The organism is Streptomyces sp. CA-181903, assembly GCF_050937075.1.
Classification (GTDB): domain Bacteria; phylum Actinomycetota; class Actinomycetes; order Streptomycetales; family Streptomycetaceae; genus Streptomyces.
Window position 1 is genome coordinate 2,120,574 of the sequence record NZ_JBNJLY010000001.1, and the last position, 18,834, is coordinate 2,139,407.

Consider the following 18,834-nt stretch of genomic DNA (forward strand, 5'->3'; position numbering starts at 1 on the left):
CCGGAGACGCCGCGAGGGCGCTTCGAGACGACGTACAGGAGCCACCGCCATGACGCATGCCGTGACACCGACATCACCGAGCACGACCGCACCCACCACGGCCGACAGCAGCAAGCCGGGCGCCGCGCCCGGCAAGGCGCTGTACGGCGGGACGGGATCCCGGCGCATCACCGTCCGTGACATCGCCGCCGCGAAGGGACGCGGCGAGAAGTGGCCCATGCTGACCGCCTACGACGCGATGACCGCCTCCGTGTTCGACGAGGCGGGCATCCCCGTGCTGCTCGTGGGCGACTCGATGGGCAACTGCCACCTCGGCTACGAGTCCACGGTGCCGGTCACCATGGACGAGATCACCCTGCTCTCCGCCGCCGTGGTGCGCGGCACCAAGCGCGCCCTGATCGTCGGCGACCTGCCGTTCGGCGCCTACCAGGAGGGTCCGGTGCAGGCGCTGCGCAACGCGACCCGGCTGGTGAAGGAGGCGGGCGTCGGCGCGATCAAGCTGGAGGGCGGCGAGCGCTCGGCCCACCAGATCGAGCTGCTGGTCCAGGCCGGCATCCCGGTCATGGCCCACATCGGGCTCACCCCGCAGTCCGTCAACGCCTTCGGCGGCTACCCGGTCCAGGGCCGGGGCGAGGAGGCGGCCCAGCAGCTGCTCCGCGACGCCAAGGCGGTGCAGGACGCGGGCGCCTTCGCCGTCGTCCTGGAGCTGGTCCCGGCCGAGCTGGCGGCCGAGGTCACCCGCATCCTGCACATTCCGACGGTCGGCATCGGGGCGGGCGCGGAGTGCGACGCCCAGGTGCTGGTCTGGACGGACATGGCGGGCATGACGTCCGGCCGGGTGCCGCGCTTCGTCAAGCGGTACGCGGACCTGCGCGAGGTCCTGGGCGGCGCGGCCCGGGAGTTCGCGGAGGACGTGGTCGGCGGGGCGTACCCGGCGGAGGAGCACTCCTTCCACTGACCGGACCGGTCGAGCGGACCGCTTGACCGGTCCGCTCGACCGACCTGCGCGACCGGTCCGCTCGACCGACCTGCTTGGCCGGTCCGCTCGCCGAGAGTGAGAGGGTGGCAGGGCGCCGGCACCGGCCGTGCCGGCGCCCTGTCGGGCGGATGTCGGCCCGTTGTCAGTGGGGCCTGTCAACCTCTTCCCATGACACGAAACGACATCCCCGAAGACCGCGGCAACGCCGTGGAGGTCCGAGGGCTGGTCAAGCACTACGGCGAGACCAGGGCCCTGGACGGGGTCGACCTGGACGTCCGCGAGGGCACCGTCCTCGGCGTCCTCGGACCCAACGGCGCGGGCAAGACGACGCTGGTACGCGTCCTGTCCACGCTGATACAGCCCGACTCCGGCAGCGCCCGCGTCGCCGGTTACGACGTCCTCGCCCAGCCCCGGCAGCTCCGCCGGGTGATCGGCCTGACCGGCCAGTACGCCTCGGTGGACGAGAAGCTCTCCGGCTTCGACAACCTCTACATGATCGGCCGGCTGCTGGACCTGCCCCGCAAGGAGGCCCGGCGCCGCGCGAACGAGCTGCTGGAGCGCTTCTCCCTCACCGAGGCGGCCAAGCGGCCCTCGGGGCAGTACTCGGGCGGCATGCGCCGCCGGCTGGACCTGGCCGCCTCGATGATCGGCCGGCCCTCCGTGCTCTACCTCGACGAGCCCACCACCGGCCTCGACCCGCGCACCCGCAACGAGGTCTGGGCCGAGGTGCAGTCCCTGGTGCGGGACGGCGCCACGGTGCTGCTCACCACCCAGTACATGGAGGAGGCCGAGCAACTGGCGAGCGAGCTCACGGTCATCGACCGCGGCAAGGTCATCGCCGGCGGCCGGGTGGACGAGCTCAAGGCCAAGGTCGGCGGCCGGACGCTGCAGATCCGCCCGGCCGACCGGGCCGAACTGCCGCGCATGGTCGGCGCGGTGGCCCAGTCCGGGCTCGACGGCATCGCCGGCGCCACCATGGACGAGGCCGAGGGCCTGGTCAACATCCCGATCGTGAGCGACGAGCAACTCACCGCCGTCGTCACCATGCTGGGCGCGCGCGGCTTCGCCATCGCCGGCATCAACACCCATCTCCCCAGTCTGGACGAGGTGTTCCTGGCCATCACCGGCCAGAAGACGTCCCTCACCGACGACGCCGCGCGCGCCGACGCCGGCGCCGAAGCCCTTCAGGAGGCCGCCGCATGACCACCGCGACGATCGGCGCGCCCGTGGCGGCGCCCGCCGGCGAGGGGCGGATCCCGCTCCGCTCCCACCTCCGGCACATCGGCGCCCTGGCGCGCCGCAACGCGCTCCAGATCAGGCAGGACCCGGAGTCGATGTTCGACGTCCTGGCCATGCCGATCATCTTCACGCTGATGTTCGTCTACGTCTTCGGCGGCGCGATGTTCGGCCCCGGGCAGCAGGAGGCGTACGTCAACTACCTGGTGCCCGGCCTGATGGCGATGACCGGCCTCAACATCGCCATGGCGGTGGGCTCGGGCGTCAACGAGGACTTCCGCAAGGGCATCATGGACCGCTTCCGGACCATGCCCATCGCCCGTTCCTCGGTGCTCATAGCCAAGATCGTGACCGAGATCGGCCGGCTGCTGGTGGCCGTGGCGGTCCAGCTCGCCATCGGCTTCGCCCTCGGCCTGGACGTCAAGACCTCGGTCTTCCACCTGCTGGGCGCGGTCGCGCTGAGCGTGGTGTTCGGCTCCGCCCTGATGTGGATCTTCATCCTGATCGGTCTGACGATGAAGACCGCCCAGGCGGTGCAGGGCATGGGCATGCTCGTCCTGATGCCGCTCCAGTTCGCCAGCTCGATCTTCGCCAAGCCCACCACCATGCCCGGCTGGCTGCGGAGCTTCACCGAGTACAACCCGCTGGCCAACCTCGCCGACGCCTCCCGCAACCTGGTGATCGGCGGCCCGGTGGCCCACTCGGTCTGGCTGACGCTGGCCTGGTCGGTGGGGATCACGGCGGTGACGGCACCGCTGGCGGTCCGCCGCTTCCGCAAGAAGACCTGACGGCGGTGGCGTGCCGGGTCCTCGGCCGGACGGGCCGCGTCGGCAGGGCCCGCATCGGCCGGGCTCACGTCGACCGGGCTCGCATCGGCCGGACTCGCATCGGCCGGACGGGCCGCGACCACCGGGCCCGCATCGACCGGGCTCGCATCGACCGGCGGGCCTCCGTCCGGCGGCCGGGGGGGTCACACCAACGCGGCGGCCTCCTCCAGCGTGAGGCGGCCGCCCTCGGCGTACGCCCGTTCGTACGCCTCCTCGTCCTGGGCGGCTAGGGCGGCGGCCGTCGTCCGCTCCCGGAGTTCCCGTTCGACGGACGCCTCGTACAGCCCGGCGGGGCGCAGGGCGGCGACCGCGCCCAGCAGCCGGGCCGCCGTCGCGGCGTGCGACGGGCCGGGCAGCTCGGAGTGGGCGAAGGCGGCGTTGAGGAGCATGTGCACGGGCAGGTGCGCGGCGACGAGGGCGGTGAGCGGGTCCTCGGTCGCGGTCAGCGCGGTCCGGAGCCTGGGCAGCGCGTCGGCCGGTCTGCCCTGGAGGACGTCGAGCCAGCCGAGCACGCTCTGGAGCATGCTGGCGAACAGGGGGATGGAATGGTCCTGCAGGTCCCCGTACAGCGCCTCGAACATCTCCCGCGCCTCACTGTGACCGCCGTTGCGGGCGATCCGGATGCCGAGCGCGATCCGGATGAAATAGGCGGCGTCGGGGTTCAGCGGCTCGGCCTCCTCCAGCGCCTCCCGCAGCAGCCGCTCGCCCTCCGCCCCGTCGACTTCCCCGGACTCGATGAGCACTTCGACGAGCCGGCACCTGAGCATCGGGAGCTGCGCGCGCGACCCCAGGACGCGGGCGTTGTCGAGCGCCTCGCGGTAGTCCCGCGCGGCCTCCTCGAACGCGCCCCGCCGCTCGTGGCTCTCGGCGCGCCCCGACAGCGCCTCGGCCACCCCCCAGGCGTCCCCGATCCGGCGGAACAGCTCCAGGCTCTCGTCGGCGTCCCGCAGCCCCCAGTCGGCGCGGTCCGGTATCTCGTTGAGCACCTTGGCCCGCTGCTGGAGGTGGAAGGCGAGCTCCCACTCGTAGCCGAGCTCGCGACACATCTCGATGCCGGCGTCCAGGTTGCGGTAGATGCTCTCCACGTCGCCGATGAACAGCCGGACGAAGTACCAGGCGAAGCCCGGCACACGGCAGTTCTGCGGCTGCCCCGGTTCGTAGGCGGCGGCGACGCGGCGCATCCACGCCTGGGTCTCCGGGTCGTCCATCGCCCGGATGTCGTGTTCCCGGTTCGCCAGCCAGACCAGCCGGACCCCGCGCCGGGCCTCCCACAGCAGCTCGGGCGACATCGGCGGCGGCGCGTCGATACACCGCTCGTACAGCGGCGGGGCCGGCTGCACCGGTTCGTCGAACGGGTCGGGGCCCAGGCCCATGGCCGCCTCCGACCAGGCGCTTCCGTCGACCCGGTGGTCGCGCAGCTGCCAGAACCAGCCGAGGGACAGCACCAGGCACAGCGCCTCCTGCTCGTCCCGCGCGGCGACCGCCCGCCGCAGCGCGGTGCGCAGGTTGTCGTGCTCGCGCTCCAGCCGGTCGAGCAGGACGCGCTGGCCGGGGCCGCGCAGCAGGGGCTCGGTGGTCCGGGCGAGTTCCCGGTAGTGGACGAGGTGCCGGCGCTCGACGGCGGCCCGCTCGCCGGCCTCGTCCAGCCGCTCGGCCGCGTACTCCCCCACGGTCTCCAGCAGCCGGTACCGCATCTCGCCGTCGTCGGCGGGCGCGGCGACGACGAGCGACTTGTCGACGAGCGAGCCGACGAGCACGGCGACGTCCTCCTCGGGGACCTCGGCCGCGGGGATCTCGGTCGCGGGGATCTCGGCCGCGCGGCCCGGGCCGTCCGAGCAGACCGCCTCCGCCGCCGCCAGGTCGCAGCCGCCCGCGAACACCGACAACCGCCGCAGGACGGCGCGTTCGGGCGCGTCCAGCAGGTCCCAGGACCAGTCGACGACCGCGCGCAGGGTCTGCTGGCGCGGCAGGACCGTGCGGCTGCCCGAGGTGAGCAGCCGGAAGCGGTCGTCAAGGCGGTCGGCGAGGCCGCGCGGGGTGAGCATCCGCAGCCGGGCGGCGGCGAGTTCGATGGCGAGCGGCAGTCCGTCGAGCCGGTGGCAGATCTCGGCGCACGCCGCCGGATCGTCCTCGATCCGGAAGCCGGGCCGCGCGGCGGCGCCCCGGTCGGCGAGCAGCCGCAGCGCCACCGGGTCCGGCAGCGGCTCCACCGGCCGTACGGACTCGCCGGGCACGGCGAGCGGTTCGCGGCTGGTGGCGAGGACGGTCACGCCGGGGCAGTGTGCGAGCAGCGTCTCGGCGAGCCGGGCCGCGGCGTCGATCACGTGCTCGCAGTTGTCGAGGACGAGCAGCATCCGGCGCGGCCCGCACAGCTCGGCCAGCCGGACCAGCGGGTCGCCCGAGGTGGCGTCGGAGGCGGCCCGCAGCCCCTCCGCGGCGCCGCGCACCACGGTCTCGCGGCCGCCGAGGGCGGTGAGTACGGCCTCCGGCACGGTCGCGGGGTCGTCGACGGGCGCGAGCTCGGCGAGCCACACCCCGTCCGGCCAGGCTCCCGTCTCCCGCGCCACGGCCTCGGCGGCCTCCTGCGACAGCCGCGTCTTCCCGGCCCCGCCCGGCCCGAGCAGCGTGACGAGCCGGTGCCGCTCCAGGTCCCGTCGGATCACCAGGACGTCGTCCTCCCGCCCGACGAAGGAGGTGAGCCGGGCCCGGAGGTTGCCGCGCGGGGCGGCGGCCGGGACCGGGGCGGCCGAGGCGGGAGCGGCCGAGGCGGAGGCGGATCGTTCCGCCGCGCCGGCCGGCCGGCCCCGGGCGCCGTCGGCGGACGGGCGCGGCGAGGCGTGCGCGACGGGCGCACCCGGTCCAACCGGCTCCGGCTGCCCGTCCGGACCGTACGGGCCGTCAGTGCCGTCAGGGCGGCCCGCCCCGGCGGTCGCGGTCTTCTCGGCCGCCTCCGCCGGCCCGGCCGTCCCGCCCTCCCGGGCCGTCCGGCCGGTACCGGCGGATCCGCCCTCCCTGGGCCGTCCGAAAACCCCGCCCCCGGGCGTCCCGGAACTCCCCGCGCCCGCGCCTCCGCCGCTCAGCAATTCCAAGTGCAAAGCCCGCAGCTCCGGCCCCGGGTCCGTGCCCAGCCGGTCGGCGAGGGCCGCCCGGACGTCCTCGTAGGCGGCCAGGGCCTCCGCCGGGCGGCCCGCGGCACGCAGGGCGCGCAGCCGCAGGGCCTGAAGCGGCTCGTCCAGGGGGTGGTCGGCGCAGAGTTCGGCCAGTTCGGGCAGGGCGGCGTCCGGGTCGCCGAGGGCGACGGACGCGGCGAGCCGGCCGCGCCGTGCGGCGAGGTGCCGGGCGTCCAGCCGGGCGGCGAGCGCCTCGTGGCCGGACAGATCGGACAGGGCGGGCCCGCGCCACAGCGCGAGCGCGTCGTCCAGCAGCCCGGCCGCCTTCACCGGGTCGCCGTCGGCGAGCGTCCGCTCGCCCTCGTCGGCGAGGCGCTGGAAGCGGTGCAGGTCGACGTCGTCGGGCCGGGCGCTCAGCCGGTAGCCGCCGGCCACCGACTCCACCGCCCCGGCGCCGAGCGCCCGCCGCAGCCGCGCGACGAGCGCCTGGAGCGCGCCGGGCGCGTCCGCCGGTGGCTCGCCGGTCCAGACGAGGTCGATGAGCGTGCCGGACGCGTGCCCCCGCCCGGGGTTGAGGGCGAGCGCCGCGAGCAGCGCGCGCAGCCGCGCGCCGCCGACGGCGACGGGGTGCCCGTCGTCGGTATGGGCCTGGGTGGTGCCGAGGATGCCGTAACGCACCGGGTCATTGTCCCCGCTCGGGCCCGGCGGGCGTTACGACTTTCCGGCGCGACCAAGTACCGTCCTGCCGGTACACCACCGCGCCGGGCCCCCGGCCGCCCCCGCAGACCCCTGGAGCGCAGAACCATGGCATCCGACGCGACGCACGCCGAGCGGCGCGTGAGCCCCGTCTTCCTCGCCCTCGTCGCCGTGATGGCGGTGTCGATGTGGGCGGTGTGGACGGACTACGCGGCGAGCCCCGGCTTCGCCGTGTTCCTCTTCGTCGTCTCGGGCTGGGTCGTCTCGCTCTGCCTCCACGAGTACGCGCACGCGCGCACCGCCCTGCACGGCGGGGACATCACGGTCGGGGCGAAGGGGTACCTCACCCTCAACCCGCTCAAGTACACGCACGCCGTGCTGAGCGTCGTCCTCCCCGTGATCTTCGTGATCATGGGCGGGATCGGCCTCCCCGGCGGCGCGGTCTTCATCGAGCGGCACCGCGTCCACGGCCGCTGGAAGCACAGCCTGATCTCGGCGGCCGGGCCGCTGACGAACGTCCTGTTCGCGGTCGTCTGCGCGGCGCCGTTCTGGCTGGGCGCGCTCGACGGCGTGCCGGACGCGTTCCGCTACGCCCTGGGCTTCATGGTGCTGCTCCAGGTCTCGGCGGCGATCCTCAATCTGCTGCCCGTCCCGGGCATGGACGGCTACGGGATCGTGGAGCCGTGGCTGTCGCCGGGGGTGCGGCGGCAGGTGGAGCCGTTCGCGCCGTTCGGGTTCCTGGCGCTGTTCGGGTTCCTGATGATCCCGGAGGTCAACAACGCGTTCTTCGACCTGATCCACGCGGTGCTGCGGGTACTGGGCGTCGACGAGTGGGACGCGTACTGGGGACGGCGGCTGTTCCGGTTCTGGGACGCGCCGGAGAGCGTCCCCTCGCCGTCCGACGAGTGGCAGTGGATCCGCGTCGGCTGACGGCGGCCGGGAACGGCGGCCTCACTCCGTGACGGCCGCCGCCGTCCGCGCCGCCTCGCGGTCCATCTTGCGCTTGCGGATGTAGAACCAGGCCATGTTGGAGGCGACGCCCGCCAGCAGGATCCAGACGACACCGAGCCAGCTGCCCCGGGAGAACGAGACGACGGCCGCGGCCACCGCGAGGACGCAGACGGCGAGGGCGTAGAGGGCGAGGCGGGGCATGGGGGACGGCTCCTGTCCGGGGACGGGGAACGTGAACGGTGATCCGGCGCGAGTGCGTACGATCCCGGTCATTGTCCCCCATGCCCGTCGGCGGCCCACGGGCGCCCCGCCCCGGCCGGGCGCCCGCCCGGCAGCGGAACCGGGACGATCAGACGTCCGTGACCCGCAGCCCCGCGTGCGCCTTGTACCGCCGGTTGACGGAGATCAGGTTGGCGACCAGCGACTCCACCTGGTGCGCGTTGCGCAGCCGCCCCGCGAAGACGCCGCGCATCCCGGGGATGCGGGCGGCCAGCGCCTGGACGAGGTCGGTGTCCGCCCGCTTCTCGCCGAGCACCATCACGTCCGTGTCGATCTCGTCGATCTCCGGGTCGGACAGCAGTACGGCGGACAGGTGGTGGAAGGCGGCCGTGACCCGGGACTCCGGAAGCAGGGCGGCGGCCTGCTGGGCGGCGCTGCCCTCCTCCGGCTTCAGCGCGTAGGCGCCCTGCTTGTCGAAGCCGAGCGGGTTGACGCAGTCGATCACGAGCTTCCCCGCGAGCTCCTCGCGCAGCCCCTCCAGGGTCTTGCCGTGGCCCTCCCACGGCACGGCGACGATCACGATGTCGCTGCGCCGGGCGCAGTCGGCGTTGTCGGCGCCCTCGACGCCGAGCCCCAGTTCGGCGGCGGCGGCCTCGGCGCGCTCGGCGGCGCGGGACCCGATGATCACCCGCTGGCCGGCCTTGGCCAGCCGGTAGGCGAGGCCGCGCCCCTGGTCACCGGTGCCGCCGAGGACGCCGACCACCAGGCCGGAGACGTCCGGAAGGTCCCAAGGGTCCTTGGCTGCGGGCTTTGTTGTGTCAGCGGAAGTCGTCATGACAGCGATACTGTCACGCCCGCCGCGCACGGCATCGAGCAGCGCCACGAGCCACGTCGAGCAGCGCCGCGAGCCACGTCCAGCAGCGCCACGAGCCACGTCCAGCAGCGCCACGAGCCGCATCGAGCAGCGCCGCGGCCCGCGTCGAGCGGCCCTGCGGGCCCTGTCCGGCAGCCGCGCGGGCCCCGTCGCGCAGCAGCACCGTCGGCCTCGTCGCGCAGCACTGCGGGCCGCGTCGTGCAGCACCGCGGACCGCGTCGGGCACGCCCGGAGTCCCGTTGCCCGGCGGCAGCCCCGGCCGCCCCCGTGCAGCACTCACGCCACACCGGCACCGCCGGGCGTACCCCGGCCCGGGGCACGAACGGGTGAGCCGGGCGGCTTCCCCGTTTTCCTCCCGGTTCGTCGCGGCAGGATGGTGAGTCATGAACGCTGTGCGTGTCGCGCTGTTGCGCGAAGTGCTCGACGGAACCGACTGGTTGCGGGACACGCGCCGTTTCGCGGGGACTCCGCGCCGGTCGGCCCGGCTGCGTGGCGGGGGCCCGCCGCTCGTCGGAACGGCGGGGTACGGGCCCCGGCACCTCGCGGCGCACCCGGAAGAGGAGGCGGCCCGCTCCGGCCGCCCCGAGCCGCGCCCTGCCCTCGTCCACCACCGCGGGCAGCCGTCGGACCCGTCGGGACCGTCAGAACCATCGGAGCCACCGGAGCCGTCAGGACCGACGGGACCGGCGGGACCGTCAGAACCGCCGAAGCCGTCGAAACCACGGAAACCACCGAAGCCGTCGGGACCACCCGAGCCGGCGAAGCCCTACCCCAGGGAGCCGTGGTGAGCGGGCTCGCGCGGCGCCTCCGGGCGCGTAAGGCGCCGCCCCGGCACTCGGGCCGCGGCTCCGCGCCGTCGGCCGGCCCGGCCTCCCGCGTGAGACCCGTCACGCACCGCCGCCGCGTCACCCACCACGCGCGCGGCCGCCCCGCCCGCCCCAGGGGCCGGGCGGCGCACCGCAAACTCCCCACCCCTCGTGGGATCTTCGCGACATTCCGCGAATTCACCCACCTTCGCCCCTTCCGCCCACTCCGTCCCCTCCGCTCCCTCTGGAGCTCGCGCCCCGCGCGCCGCCAGGGGAAAAACGTTTGCTCATACCACTACGGCCACGGACCATGGACCCCCGTGACCGAGCACGATCCCTCCGCCTCCGCCGCTCCTCCCGACCCCCTCCCCGTCCCGCCACCCGCCCCGGGCCGGCTGCGGGCCCTGCTGCCCGACCTGACCCCCTGGCGCTCGTCGCGCGACTTCCGGCGGATGTGGATGGCCGGGCTCGTCACCGTCTTCGGCAGCTTCCTCACCTTCGTCGCCCTTCCGGTGCAGCTCAAGGACCTCACCGGCTCGACGCTCGCCGTCGGCGCGATCGGCGCGGTGGAACTCGTCCCGCTGATCGTGTTCGGCCTCTGGGGCGGCGCCCTCGCCGACGCCCTCGACCGCCGCAAGCTGATCCTCTGGACCGAGGCCGGACTCGGTGTGCTGAGCGGCCTGCTGCTGCTCAACACGCTGCTGCCGCACCCGCTCGTCTGGCCGCTGTACCTGGTCGCCGGCCTGGTCAGCGCGCTCACCGGACTCCAGCGCCCGGCCCTGCAGTCGATCGTCCCGCGCATCGTCGCGCACGAGCAACTGCCCGCCGCCATCGCCCTGAACACCATGCGCTGGCAGGTCGGCGCCATCGCGGGACCGTCCCTCGCGGGCGTGATAATCGCGTTCGGCGGCCTCCAGTGGGCCTACGCCCTGGACGTCGCCTCGTACGCGGTCTCCGTCCTGTTCACCATCGGCCTGGCCGCCTCCCCGCCCGCGCGCGACGCCGAGAAGCCGTCCGTGCGCGGCATCCTGGAGGGCGCCCGCTACGCCTGGAGCCGCAAGGAACTGCTCGGCACCTACGCCGTCGACATGGCCGCGATGTTCTTCGCCTTCCCCAACGCGGTCTTCCCGTTCCTCGCCGACGACCTCCACGCCCGCTGGGCGCTCGGCCTGATGTACGCGGCGAGCGCGATCGGTTCACTGCTGGTCAGCCTGACCAGCGGCTGGGTCTCCCGGGTGCACCGGCACGGCCGGATGGTCGTCGGCGCGGCCCTCGCCTGGGGCGCGGCGATGGCCCTGGCGGGCTGGATGGGCGACATCTGGCTGGTGCTGGTGATGCTGGCGCTGGCCGGCGCGGCGGACACGGTCAGCGGCCTGTTCCGCTCGGCCATGTGGGACCAGACCATCCCCGACGAGCTGCGCGGCCGGCTCGCGGGCATCGAACTGCTCTCGTACTCCGTGGGCCCGCAGCTCGGCCAGGTCCGCGCCGGCGGCATGGCCGCCCTCACCAACGTCCGCGCCTCCGTCTGGGCGGGCGGCCTGGCCTGCGTCGCCTCGGTCGGCCTGCTGGCCATGGCCCTGCCGAAGCTCCTCTCCTACGACCAGCGCACCGACGAACACGCGATCCGGATGCGCGAACGCCGGGCGCGGAAGGCGGAGGTGGCGGAAGTGGTGGAGGCCGCGTAGGAGACGCGGGCGCGGGAAGTGTTGGGGGCCCGTTCGCCGGTCAGCCCTTGAGGGCGCTGCGGGCCTTCCACTCGGGCCACGTCAACTGCCAGGCGCCGAAGCCGTTCCCGAGCTCCGTGGCCTCGGTGTTCTTCGTGTTCTTCACGACGACCGGGTCGCCGACGCGGATGCGGTCGAACAGCTTCTTGGCGTCGCCGCTGAGCATGCCGACGCAGCCGTGGCTCTTGTTGACCGAGCCGATCACGTCCGCGTTCCAGTCGGCGGCGTGGATGAAGGTGCCGGACTCGGTGAGGTGCACGACCGAGGTCGTGGGCAGGCTCGGGTAGGCGTCGCCGAGGCCGACCGATTCGGACTTCATCGTCTCGTGGGCGTTCTTGGTCAGGACGACGTGGGTGCCGCCGCGCGTCGGGTAGGTGTCGGAGCCGGCGGATATCGGGTAGGAGGCCACCTCCTTGCCGCCCTCGGCGACCGACATGCGGTGTCCGGCGACGTCCACGGTGACGACGCGGTTCTCGCCGACGGTGAACGCCGTCGCGTAGTCGCGGGCGAAGGCACGCCCCTGGCCGCTCGGCAGGCCCGCGAGGTCGCCCTTGAGCTCGACCTTGGTGCCCGGCTTCCAGAAGTCCTTGGGGCGCCAGTCGATCCGGTCCTTGTGGTCGAGGTCCTTGACCCAGCCCCAGGACCCCTCGGTCCTCGGCGAGGTCTCGACGCGCAGGTTCCGCTCGATGTCCGCCTTCTGCGCGTCCGTGACCGGGTGGTCGAACAGCACGGAGACCGGCTGGGCGACGCCGACCGTCGACCCGTTGCCCGGCACGAGTTCCAGCTTGTTGGGCTTCTCGGGCGCGGCGGTGGTGACCGTCCCGGAGCCGCTCCGCTTGCCCCCGCCCTCGGCCTTCGCCGTGTAGCCGACCTTGTAGGTACTGGCGGGCCGGGTCCCCGAACCGGACGTCCAGGAGCGGCCGTCGGCGGAGAGCCTGCCGTCGAGTCGCCGGCCGTGCTGGTCGGTGACGGTCACCTCGGCGAGGCTGCCGGCGCCGGAGGTCACCTTGAGCGTGATCGGGGTTCCGGCGGCGGCGCCCTTGGTCCTGTCGGCCGGCGTCATGCCGACCTTCACGTCCTCCGCCCCGTGGGCCCCACCGGCCCCGCTGCTGCCGCTGCCGCCGCCGGAACCGCCGCACGCGGTCGTGAGCAGCAGCCCGGCCGCCGCGGTGAGCGGCAGCAGGGCGCGGGGGACGGACGGCGTACGGATCACGGCGGCGGCTCCGGAAGGTCGGGGATGCGGGGCCGACCGGTCGTCGGCCCTTACGCCCCCAGAGACCGGTGGCGCGCTGGACCGGTTCCGGCCCGATCGCGCCGTTTCGTCATGATCTGCGTCACGCGGTGGTGAAGGAACCGGATGGGGAAGGATCCGGTCCTGTATGGGATCGGACGTCCGGCCTGTACGGGATCCGGCATCCGGACCTGTACGGGATCCGGCATCCGACCTGTACGGGATCCGGCATCCGCGCCTGTACGGGGTCAGGCGCTCACCGCCGTCTCCAGCAGTTCCTTGAGCCGGGCCAGGTCGGCGACGACCATCGCGGTGTCCCGCTCGAACTCGGCGACGGTCATCCCCGGCTGCCGGCGGAGGGTGAACACGGCCTCGGTCCCCGTCCCGTCGGCGATCACGCGGAACGGGTTGTAAACGGTCTCCCCCGACGGGAGCGTGACGTCGTGGTCGAGGACCCCGAACGCGTTGCGGGGCGCGAAGGAGATCACGACCCGGCCCATGGGGGAGGACTCCGCGACCCAGTGGTCCCCGCGCTTCTCGATGGAACCACCCAGGCCGCGGGCCCACGCGGGCAGGTTGGCGGGGTCGGACGCGTAGGCGTAGACCTCGTCGAGGGGGCGGTCGATGTGGATGCCGATGTGGCGGCTTTCCTTGTCGGTGCCGTTGCTGCCGTTGGTGTCGCCGGTGCCATTGGTGCTGCTGTCGGTGCTGGTCATGGCGGTGACGGTAGCGGGGCGGCGGCGCCGATCTCTTGAACGGATCGGACACGCGGGGGGCGCCGCGCGCTCCGGTCACCCACTCGCTCCCCGCGCCCCGGTCACGCAGCGGGCCCCGCTCAACCGGCCGCCCGGTGGACCGCCCAACCGGCCGCCCGGGAAGCGGCGGACCACCCCGCCACCGTCACCCCTCCCCGCCCGGCCCCCGCTCCCCGTCGTTCCACCGCGGGTCCCGCCGCCACTCCTCCTCGCGCTCCCGCGCCCTCTCCATGGCGTGGGACGCCTCCTCGCGGGTGGCGTACGGGCCGAAGCGGTCGGCGGCGCGGCACTGCGGGCCCTCCTCGACCGTGCCGTGTTCGAGGCAGTAGTACCACTCGCCCGGTTTGCCCGCCGGGCGCTTCTTGAACAGTGCCATGGCTCCTCCTTCGCCGGTCTCCGCGACCTCTCGCCCCCATGCTCCCCGACCGGCCGTGACTACACTCGCAGGCATGTCTGGCCAGTCACTTCTCGTCCCCGGGAAACTCTCTCCCGCCCGCCCCGTACCCGCGTCGATCCCGCGCCCCGAGTACGTCGGCAAGGAAGCGCCCACCCCGTACTCCGGCCCCGAGGTCCAGGACGCCGAAACGATCGAGCGGATGCGGATCGCGGGCCGCATCGCCGCACAGGCGATGGAGGAGGCGGCCAAGCACATCGCGCCCGGCGTGACCACCGACGAGCTCGACCGGGTCGCGCACGAGTTCATGTGCGACCACGGCGCCTACCCCTCGACGCTCGGCTACCGCGGCTTCCCCAAGTCCCTCTGCTCCTCGGTCAACGAGGTCATCTGCCACGGCATCCCGGACTCGACCGTGCTGCGCGACGGCGACATCGTCAACCTCGACGTGACGGCCTACATCGGCGGCGTGCACGGCGACAACAACGCGACGTACCTCTGCGGCGACGTCGACGAGGAGTCGCGCCTGCTGGTGGAGCGCACCCGGGAGGCGCTGAACCGGGCGATCAAGGCGGTCAAGCCGGGCCGCCGGATCAACATCATCGGCCGCGTCATCGAGTCCTACGCCAAGCGCTTCGGCTACGGCGTGGTCCGAGACTTCACCGGCCACGGCATCAACTCGTCCTTCCACTCCGGCCTGATCGTCCCGCACTACGACAGCCCGCACCACGACACCCTGATCCAGCCGGGGATGACGTTCACCATCGAGCCGATGCTGACGCTGGGTACGTACGAGTACGACTTGTGGGAGGACGGCTGGACGGTCGTCACCAAGGACCGGAAGCGGACGGCGCAGTTCGAGCACACGCTGGTGGTGACGGACACGGGCGCGGAAATCCTGACGCTGCCCTGACCGGCCGGCCCTGACCGGTCGCTCCTGACCGGTCGTTTCCACGGCCCCTCCCGCGGGAGCGGCGGCGGCGGTATCGTCTTTCCGACAGCGCGTCGGCAAAACGATTGACTTAGGCAAGCCTAACCACGGACAATCGGCTCATGGGGCGCTTCGGTGTCCTCGTGGACCGGTTGTTCGTCGCTCGCCCGTCGCTCCCGTCCCTTCGTCATCGGAGGTCCGCCGTGGACTCGCCCGACACGACCCCGCCCGCCCCCTTCTCCGTGCTGATCCGCACCGCCTCCCAGGACCCACACACCGAGGCGGAGAACTCGACGTTCATGAGCGACCTGCTCGGCGGCCGGCTCGGCGTCACCGCCTACCGCCGCTACACCGAGCAGCTCTGGTTCGTCTACCGGGCGCTGGAGGCCGTCGCCCCGGCCCTGGCCGGCGACCCCGTCGCGGGCCCGTTCATCCGCCCCGAGCTGGCCCGTACCGCGTGCCTGGAGCGTGACCTCGCGCACCTGGGCGGTCCCGGCTGGCGTACGGGGCTGGCGCCCCTGCCCGCCACCGAGGCGTACGCCGCCCGGATCGAGGAGTGCGCCCGCGACTGGCCCGCCGGCTACGTCGCCCACCACTACACCCGCTACCTCGGCGACCTCTCGGGCGGCCAGGTCATCCGCGGCACCGCCGAGAAGACCTGGGGCTTCGACCGCAAGGGCGACGGCGTCCGCTTCTACGTCTTCGACGGCATCGGCAGCCCCACGGCCTTCAAGCGCCACTACCGCGAACTCCTCGACGCGCTGCCGCTCGACGACCTGGAGAAGCAGCAGGTGATCGCCGAGTGCAGGCGCGCCTTCGAGTTCAACACGGCGATGTTCCGGCAGCTCGGGGAGGAGTTCCCGCTGAGCGCGTGAGCGGAGGCGCCTGAGCGGGGGCGCCTGAGCTGAGCGCGTAGCCGCGTCGCGGGCCATGCCCAACGTCCCGCCCCGCCACGGGTGGGCCCCAAACCGGCCGTTCCCAGGCGGGAGCCATACGCGCGCGCCACGGCATCGGCGCACCGGCGCTCCACCGCCCCGTGCGACCGCCGCCGGCGCTCCGGCGGAAAGCCGGTCTCCCGGGAAGTGCCCCGCGGAGCCGGTGCGAAGGCTACGGACGGTCCGGCGCCGCGTCCGCCGCGCGCCTGGCGTCCGCCGTGCGCCCGGCCTGCCCGCCCGCGAGTGCGCGCCCCAGCCGTACCATCGCGGCCCGTTCCGCTTCCGGCCCCGGAGCACCTCCGAAGATCATGCGTACGGCCTGCGGAACGCTGAACCACCAGGCCCCCAGGGCGAGAAGGGCGTAGAAGAGTTCACCGGGTTCGAGCGGAGAGTCGAGCGTGCCCCGGACCCGGGCCTCGGCCAGGGCCGCGACCCGCGCGCCGTAGGTGGCGGTGCGCTCGGCTTCCCGGAGTGCCGGGCCGCCCCGGTCCTGGAGGCCCTCCCAGTGCAGGAGCCGGATGAACTGCGGGTGGGAGCGGTGGTAGTCGTACAGCTTCCCCGCGTACTCGCCGAGGTCCGCCGCCTGGTCGGCGGTGAGCGGGATGGCCGTGGCGATCCGCTCCAACTCGGCTTCCAGGACGCAGCCGAAGAGCTTCTGCTTGTTGCCGAAGTACTGGTAGATGCGCTCCTTGTTGACTCCGGCGCGCGTGGCCACACGCTCGACGCGCGCGCCGTCGAAGCCGTACTCGGCGAACTCGTCGACGGCGGCGTCCAGCAGATCCTGTCGGGTGCGTGCGGTGTCCCAGGCCATGGGCCCACTCTAAACCATCTCCAACCGTTCGTTTGGAGATGCGCCGACACTGCGGCTAATCTCCAACCATTCGTTTGGAGATTTCCGCGAGCACCGACTCCCGAGCCACGAACAAGGAGTGTTCCGCCATGACGCCCCACCCCGCCCTCACGGGCCCGCCCCCCAAGCACCACATGGCCCTCATGATCTGGCTGGCGGTCTTCCCGACCCTCACGGTGCTGCACCTCCTCTTCCACCGCTGGCTCCAGGACCTGCCGCTGGTGCTCCAGACGCTGGTCCTGAGCGCATTGGTCGTGCTGACCGTCGTCTACGTCCTGATGCCACGGCTGCAACGCGCTCGCGGCGCGCTCCTCGCGCGTACCGCACGCCGCCGGGGCTGACGGCCCGGAAAGTCAGGCGCCGCGCGCCGCACCCGACCGGATGCGGCCGGACGGCAAGCGGAAGCCGCCCTCCACGCCCGCCTCTCCTTCCCCCGGAGCGCCGGGTCCCCGCCGGCGGGCACGCCCGGCCGGCGGGTCCGCGTGGCTCCGGGCGGGAGCCACCGGCCTTCTTCACCGATCGCGCCCCGGAGGCGACGGGGCCAGGGCCGGACGGCTGTCGGCCGCCGCCGGTCACACCACCCGCTCCCCCACCACCTCCGCCCGCCCCCCGACCTCGATCGTCCCGTCCGGCAGCGGGCGTGTGACGATCCGCGAGCCGGTGCCCTGCCTGATGTCCAGGGCACGGCCGAGTTCGGCGGTGAGGACGAGGGCGGCGGCGCCCGTCGCCTCGTCCTCGGCGATGGCGTCGCCACGGCGCGGGAAGGCCCGTGCCCGGACCCGGCCCGCCGCCTCGTCCTCCCAGGCCCAGGCGTACAGCCAGCCCTCCCCCGGTGGCGGCGCGGGCAGCGCGTCGACCTCCGCCACCGAGCCGTACCGCTCCATGCGCCGCCCGGACGCCCACTCCGCCCGCCCGGCGATCCGGATGACGTCCCCGTCGCGGCGCACCGGTACCCCCGGCGGGCGGACGCAGCACGTCCGCTTCCGTGAGCAGCGAGGCGACGCCGATGAGCGGGTGCCCGGCGAACGGCAACCGGACGCTGGGCGTCCAGATGTCGACGACCCCGCGCTCCGCGTCATCGACGAACACCGTCTCGCTGAAGCCGAGTTCGGCGGCGAGCGCCCGCCGCCGCTCCGGCCCGGCCACGGACGCACCGTCCAGGACGACGCCGAGCGGATTCCCGCCCCCGCCGTCGGCGCCACGGAACACGCTGAGTACCTGAATGCGGATCATTTCGTCATCCAACATCACCGGCGCCGGCGCCGCCCGGCCGGGTTTCTCCGCCGTCACACGGGCCGGCCCGTCCCCGCCGGCGGCCCGGCGGCCGGGCCCGCCGCCCGCCTGCGTTTCCTCGCGATCTGCTCCTTGGTCGGCTCGCGCAGGTCCGTGACGACGCCGAGCCTGCCGAGTAGGGCGAGGAGCCATCCGCTCGGGTCGGGCTCGAACCAGGTCACGCCGTGCCGGTAGGAGCCGGGGAAGGCGTGGTGGTTGTTCTGCAGTCCCTCGCCGAGGGTGAGCAGGGCGACCGGCCAGTTGTTGGCGCTGCGGTCGTCGGTGCGGAACGGACGGCTCCCGACGGCGTGGCAGACGGAAGTGACCATCCAGGTGGCCTGGTTGGCGAGGAAGACGCGGGCCAGGCCGCCGAAGAGCACCCCGGTCACGGCGGCCTTCACCGTGCCTTCGACGGCGTAACCGATCAGGCCGGGCACGGCGAGGCCGACGACGAGCCAGTACATGTAGGTGCGGTGGTAGTACATCAGGCGGCGGTTGCCGAGCAGGTCCGGCGTGAAGACCGTCCACCGGGACTCCTCGTCGCTCAGCATCCACGGCATGTGCGCGTACCAGAGCCCGCGCATCCGCTCGGTGAGACTGCCCCCGTGCAGATTGGGCGAGTGGGGGTCTCCTTCGCGGTCGCTGAAGCGGTGGTGGCGGCGGTGTGTGGCGACCCACCACACCAGCGGCCCCTGGGCGCCCATCGATCCGGTGATCATCATGACGGCCTCGAACACGGGCCCGGAGCGGAACGCCTTGTGGGCGGCGTAGCGGTGGTAGCCGACGGTGACACCGAATCCGTGCACGAGGTACATGCCGCCGAACAGCCACAGGTCGGTCGGTGTGAAGTCGCCGGTGGCCAAGAGGTACCCGGCCGCCGCGGTGCCCAGTGCCGGCAGGATGTTGGTGGTCAGCATGGCGAGCCGCTTGGTGCGGAGGCTGACCGGATCGAGCCGGACGATGGCGTGCGCCATCCCCGGTGACACGGACGTGGACATCAGGCTGCTCCGTTCCTGGGCCGGCCCGGAGGGGCCGTCGGTTGCT

16 protein-coding genes and 2 pseudogenes are annotated in these 18,834 nt (G+C 73.6%); 9 read left to right on the forward strand and 9 right to left on the reverse strand.

Annotation, left to right across the window (positions count from 1 at the left end; all coding sequences use genetic code 11):
- The first annotated feature begins 49 nt into the window (after window positions 1–49).
- The 3 genes from panB to ACQEVS_RS09275 all read left to right on the forward strand — a co-directional run bounded on the left by panB (window position 50) and on the right by ACQEVS_RS09275 (window position 3,003).
- Entirely contained in the window at window positions 50–958 is a 909-nt protein-coding gene (gene panB / locus ACQEVS_RS09265) for a 3-methyl-2-oxobutanoate hydroxymethyltransferase (protein WP_433017788.1), read from the forward strand.
- Between the two features lie 189 nt (window positions 959–1,147).
- Window positions 1,148–2,182 (forward strand): ATP-binding cassette domain-containing protein, encoded by a 1,035-nt coding sequence (locus tag ACQEVS_RS09270; RefSeq protein ID WP_433017791.1) that lies wholly within the window; start codon window positions 1,148–1,150, stop codon window positions 2,180–2,182.
- On the forward strand, window positions 2,179–3,003 hold the full coding sequence (locus tag ACQEVS_RS09275; protein ID WP_433017795.1) for an ABC transporter permease: 825 nt from the start codon (window positions 2,179–2,181) through the stop codon (window positions 3,001–3,003). The genes ACQEVS_RS09270 and ACQEVS_RS09275 overlap by 4 nt, the downstream gene beginning before the upstream one ends.
- Window positions 3,004–3,185: 182 nt before the next feature.
- Here the strand turns inward: ACQEVS_RS09275 and ACQEVS_RS09280 are convergent, their stop codons facing one another.
- Window positions 3,186–6,830 (reverse strand): AfsR/SARP family transcriptional regulator, encoded by a 3,645-nt coding sequence (locus ACQEVS_RS09280; RefSeq protein WP_433017798.1) that lies wholly within the window; start codon window positions 6,828–6,830, stop codon window positions 3,186–3,188.
- Window positions 6,831–6,956: 126 nt separating this feature from the next.
- Here ACQEVS_RS09280 and ACQEVS_RS09285 point away from each other — a divergent pair, with 126 nt between their 5' ends.
- Window positions 6,957–7,778 (forward strand): site-2 protease family protein, encoded by an 822-nt coding sequence (locus tag ACQEVS_RS09285; protein ID WP_433017801.1) that lies wholly within the window; start codon window positions 6,957–6,959, stop codon window positions 7,776–7,778.
- Window positions 7,779–7,799: 21 nt separating this feature from the next.
- On the opposite strand, the gene ACQEVS_RS09290 is transcribed toward ACQEVS_RS09285, so the two are convergent.
- Window positions 7,800–8,000, reverse strand: a complete 201-nt coding sequence (locus ACQEVS_RS09290) for a hypothetical protein (protein WP_433017804.1) — start codon at window positions 7,998–8,000, stop codon at window positions 7,800–7,802.
- 148 nt (window positions 8,001–8,148) lie between these two features.
- The gene (npdG, locus tag ACQEVS_RS09295; RefSeq protein ID WP_433017807.1) at window positions 8,149–8,853 is read right to left on the reverse strand and encodes an NADPH-dependent F420 reductase; all 705 of its coding nucleotides are present in this window, start codon (window positions 8,851–8,853) and stop codon (window positions 8,149–8,151) included.
- Between the two features lie 422 nt (window positions 8,854–9,275).
- Between npdG and ACQEVS_RS09300 the strand changes: the two are divergent.
- A pseudogene (locus ACQEVS_RS09300) lies at window positions 9,276–9,527 on the forward strand (hypothetical protein); the annotation flags it as partial.
- Between the two features lie 491 nt (window positions 9,528–10,018).
- Window positions 10,019–11,383: an MFS transporter gene (locus tag ACQEVS_RS09305; protein ID WP_433017810.1), complete on the forward strand. Its 1,365-nt coding sequence runs from the start codon at window positions 10,019–10,021 to the stop codon at window positions 11,381–11,383.
- A gap of 40 nt (window positions 11,384–11,423) precedes the next feature.
- On the opposite strand, the gene ACQEVS_RS09310 is transcribed toward ACQEVS_RS09305, so the two are convergent.
- The 3 genes from ACQEVS_RS09310 to ACQEVS_RS09320 form a co-directional block, all read right to left on the reverse strand.
- A complete protein-coding gene (locus ACQEVS_RS09310; protein WP_433017813.1) occupies window positions 11,424–12,635 on the reverse strand; it encodes an Ig-like domain-containing protein in 1,212 nt (403 codons plus the stop codon).
- Between the two features lie 266 nt (window positions 12,636–12,901).
- The gene (locus tag ACQEVS_RS09315) at window positions 12,902–13,369 is read right to left on the reverse strand and encodes an SRPBCC family protein (protein WP_433017816.1); all 468 of its coding nucleotides are present in this window, start codon (window positions 13,367–13,369) and stop codon (window positions 12,902–12,904) included.
- A gap of 184 nt (window positions 13,370–13,553) precedes the next feature.
- Window positions 13,554–13,784, reverse strand: a complete 231-nt coding sequence (locus tag ACQEVS_RS09320) for a hypothetical protein (protein WP_433017819.1) — start codon at window positions 13,782–13,784, stop codon at window positions 13,554–13,556.
- 73 nt (window positions 13,785–13,857) lie between these two features.
- Between ACQEVS_RS09320 and map the strand changes: the two genes are divergently transcribed.
- The gene (map, locus tag ACQEVS_RS09325; RefSeq protein ID WP_433017822.1) at window positions 13,858–14,715 is read left to right on the forward strand and encodes a type I methionyl aminopeptidase; all 858 of its coding nucleotides are present in this window, start codon (window positions 13,858–13,860) and stop codon (window positions 14,713–14,715) included.
- A gap of 221 nt (window positions 14,716–14,936) precedes the next feature.
- Window positions 14,937–15,608, forward strand: coding sequence for a heme oxygenase (biliverdin-producing) (locus ACQEVS_RS09330; RefSeq protein WP_433017825.1), 672 nt, complete (start codon window positions 14,937–14,939; stop codon window positions 15,606–15,608).
- Between the two features lie 232 nt (window positions 15,609–15,840).
- On the opposite strand, the gene ACQEVS_RS09335 is transcribed toward ACQEVS_RS09330, so the two are convergent.
- Window positions 15,841–16,479: a TetR family transcriptional regulator gene (locus ACQEVS_RS09335; RefSeq protein ID WP_433017828.1), complete on the reverse strand. Its 639-nt coding sequence runs from the start codon at window positions 16,477–16,479 to the stop codon at window positions 15,841–15,843.
- Between the two features lie 128 nt (window positions 16,480–16,607).
- Here ACQEVS_RS09335 and ACQEVS_RS09340 point away from each other — a divergent pair, with 128 nt between their 5' ends.
- Window positions 16,608–16,859, forward strand: a complete 252-nt coding sequence (locus tag ACQEVS_RS09340) for a hypothetical protein (protein ID WP_433017831.1) — start codon at window positions 16,608–16,610, stop codon at window positions 16,857–16,859.
- A gap of 231 nt (window positions 16,860–17,090) precedes the next feature.
- Here the strand turns inward: ACQEVS_RS09340 and ACQEVS_RS09345 are convergent.
- A pseudogene (locus ACQEVS_RS09345) lies at window positions 17,091–17,751 on the reverse strand (PhzF family phenazine biosynthesis protein).
- Window positions 17,752–17,804: 53 nt separating this feature from the next.
- Entirely contained in the window at window positions 17,805–18,788 is a 984-nt protein-coding gene (locus ACQEVS_RS09350; protein WP_433017834.1) for an acyl-CoA desaturase, read from the reverse strand.
- Window positions 18,789–18,834: the final 46 nt, after the last annotated feature.

Excerpts from the sequence above, each read along its gene's own strand:
- panB (WP_433017788.1), top strand. The coding sequence starts at position 50 with ATGACGCATGCCGTGACACCGACATCACCGAGCACGACCGCACCCACC.
- ACQEVS_RS09270 (WP_433017791.1), top strand. The coding sequence starts at position 1,148 with ATGACACGAAACGACATCCCCGAAGACCGCGGCAACGCCGTGGAGGTC.
- ACQEVS_RS09275 (WP_433017795.1), top strand. The coding sequence starts at position 2,179 with ATGACCACCGCGACGATCGGCGCGCCCGTGGCGGCGCCCGCCGGCGAG.
- ACQEVS_RS09285 (WP_433017801.1), top strand. The coding sequence starts at position 6,957 with ATGGCATCCGACGCGACGCACGCCGAGCGGCGCGTGAGCCCCGTCTTC.
- ACQEVS_RS09290 (WP_433017804.1), bottom strand. The coding sequence starts at position 8,000 with ATGCCCCGCCTCGCCCTCTACGCCCTCGCCGTCTGCGTCCTCGCGGTG.
- npdG (WP_433017807.1), bottom strand. The coding sequence starts at position 8,853 with ATGACGACTTCCGCTGACACAACAAAGCCCGCAGCCAAGGACCCTTGG.
- ACQEVS_RS09315 (WP_433017816.1), bottom strand. The coding sequence starts at position 13,369 with ATGACCAGCACCGACAGCAGCACCAATGGCACCGGCGACACCAACGGC.
- ACQEVS_RS09320 (WP_433017819.1), bottom strand. The coding sequence starts at position 13,784 with ATGGCACTGTTCAAGAAGCGCCCGGCGGGCAAACCGGGCGAGTGGTAC.
- map (WP_433017822.1), top strand. The coding sequence starts at position 13,858 with ATGTCTGGCCAGTCACTTCTCGTCCCCGGGAAACTCTCTCCCGCCCGC.
- ACQEVS_RS09335 (WP_433017828.1), bottom strand. The coding sequence starts at position 16,479 with ATGGCCTGGGACACCGCACGCACCCGACAGGATCTGCTGGACGCCGCC.
- ACQEVS_RS09340 (WP_433017831.1), top strand. The coding sequence starts at position 16,608 with ATGACGCCCCACCCCGCCCTCACGGGCCCGCCCCCCAAGCACCACATG.
- ACQEVS_RS09350 (WP_433017834.1), bottom strand. The coding sequence starts at position 18,788 with ATGTCCACGTCCGTGTCACCGGGGATGGCGCACGCCATCGTCCGGCTC.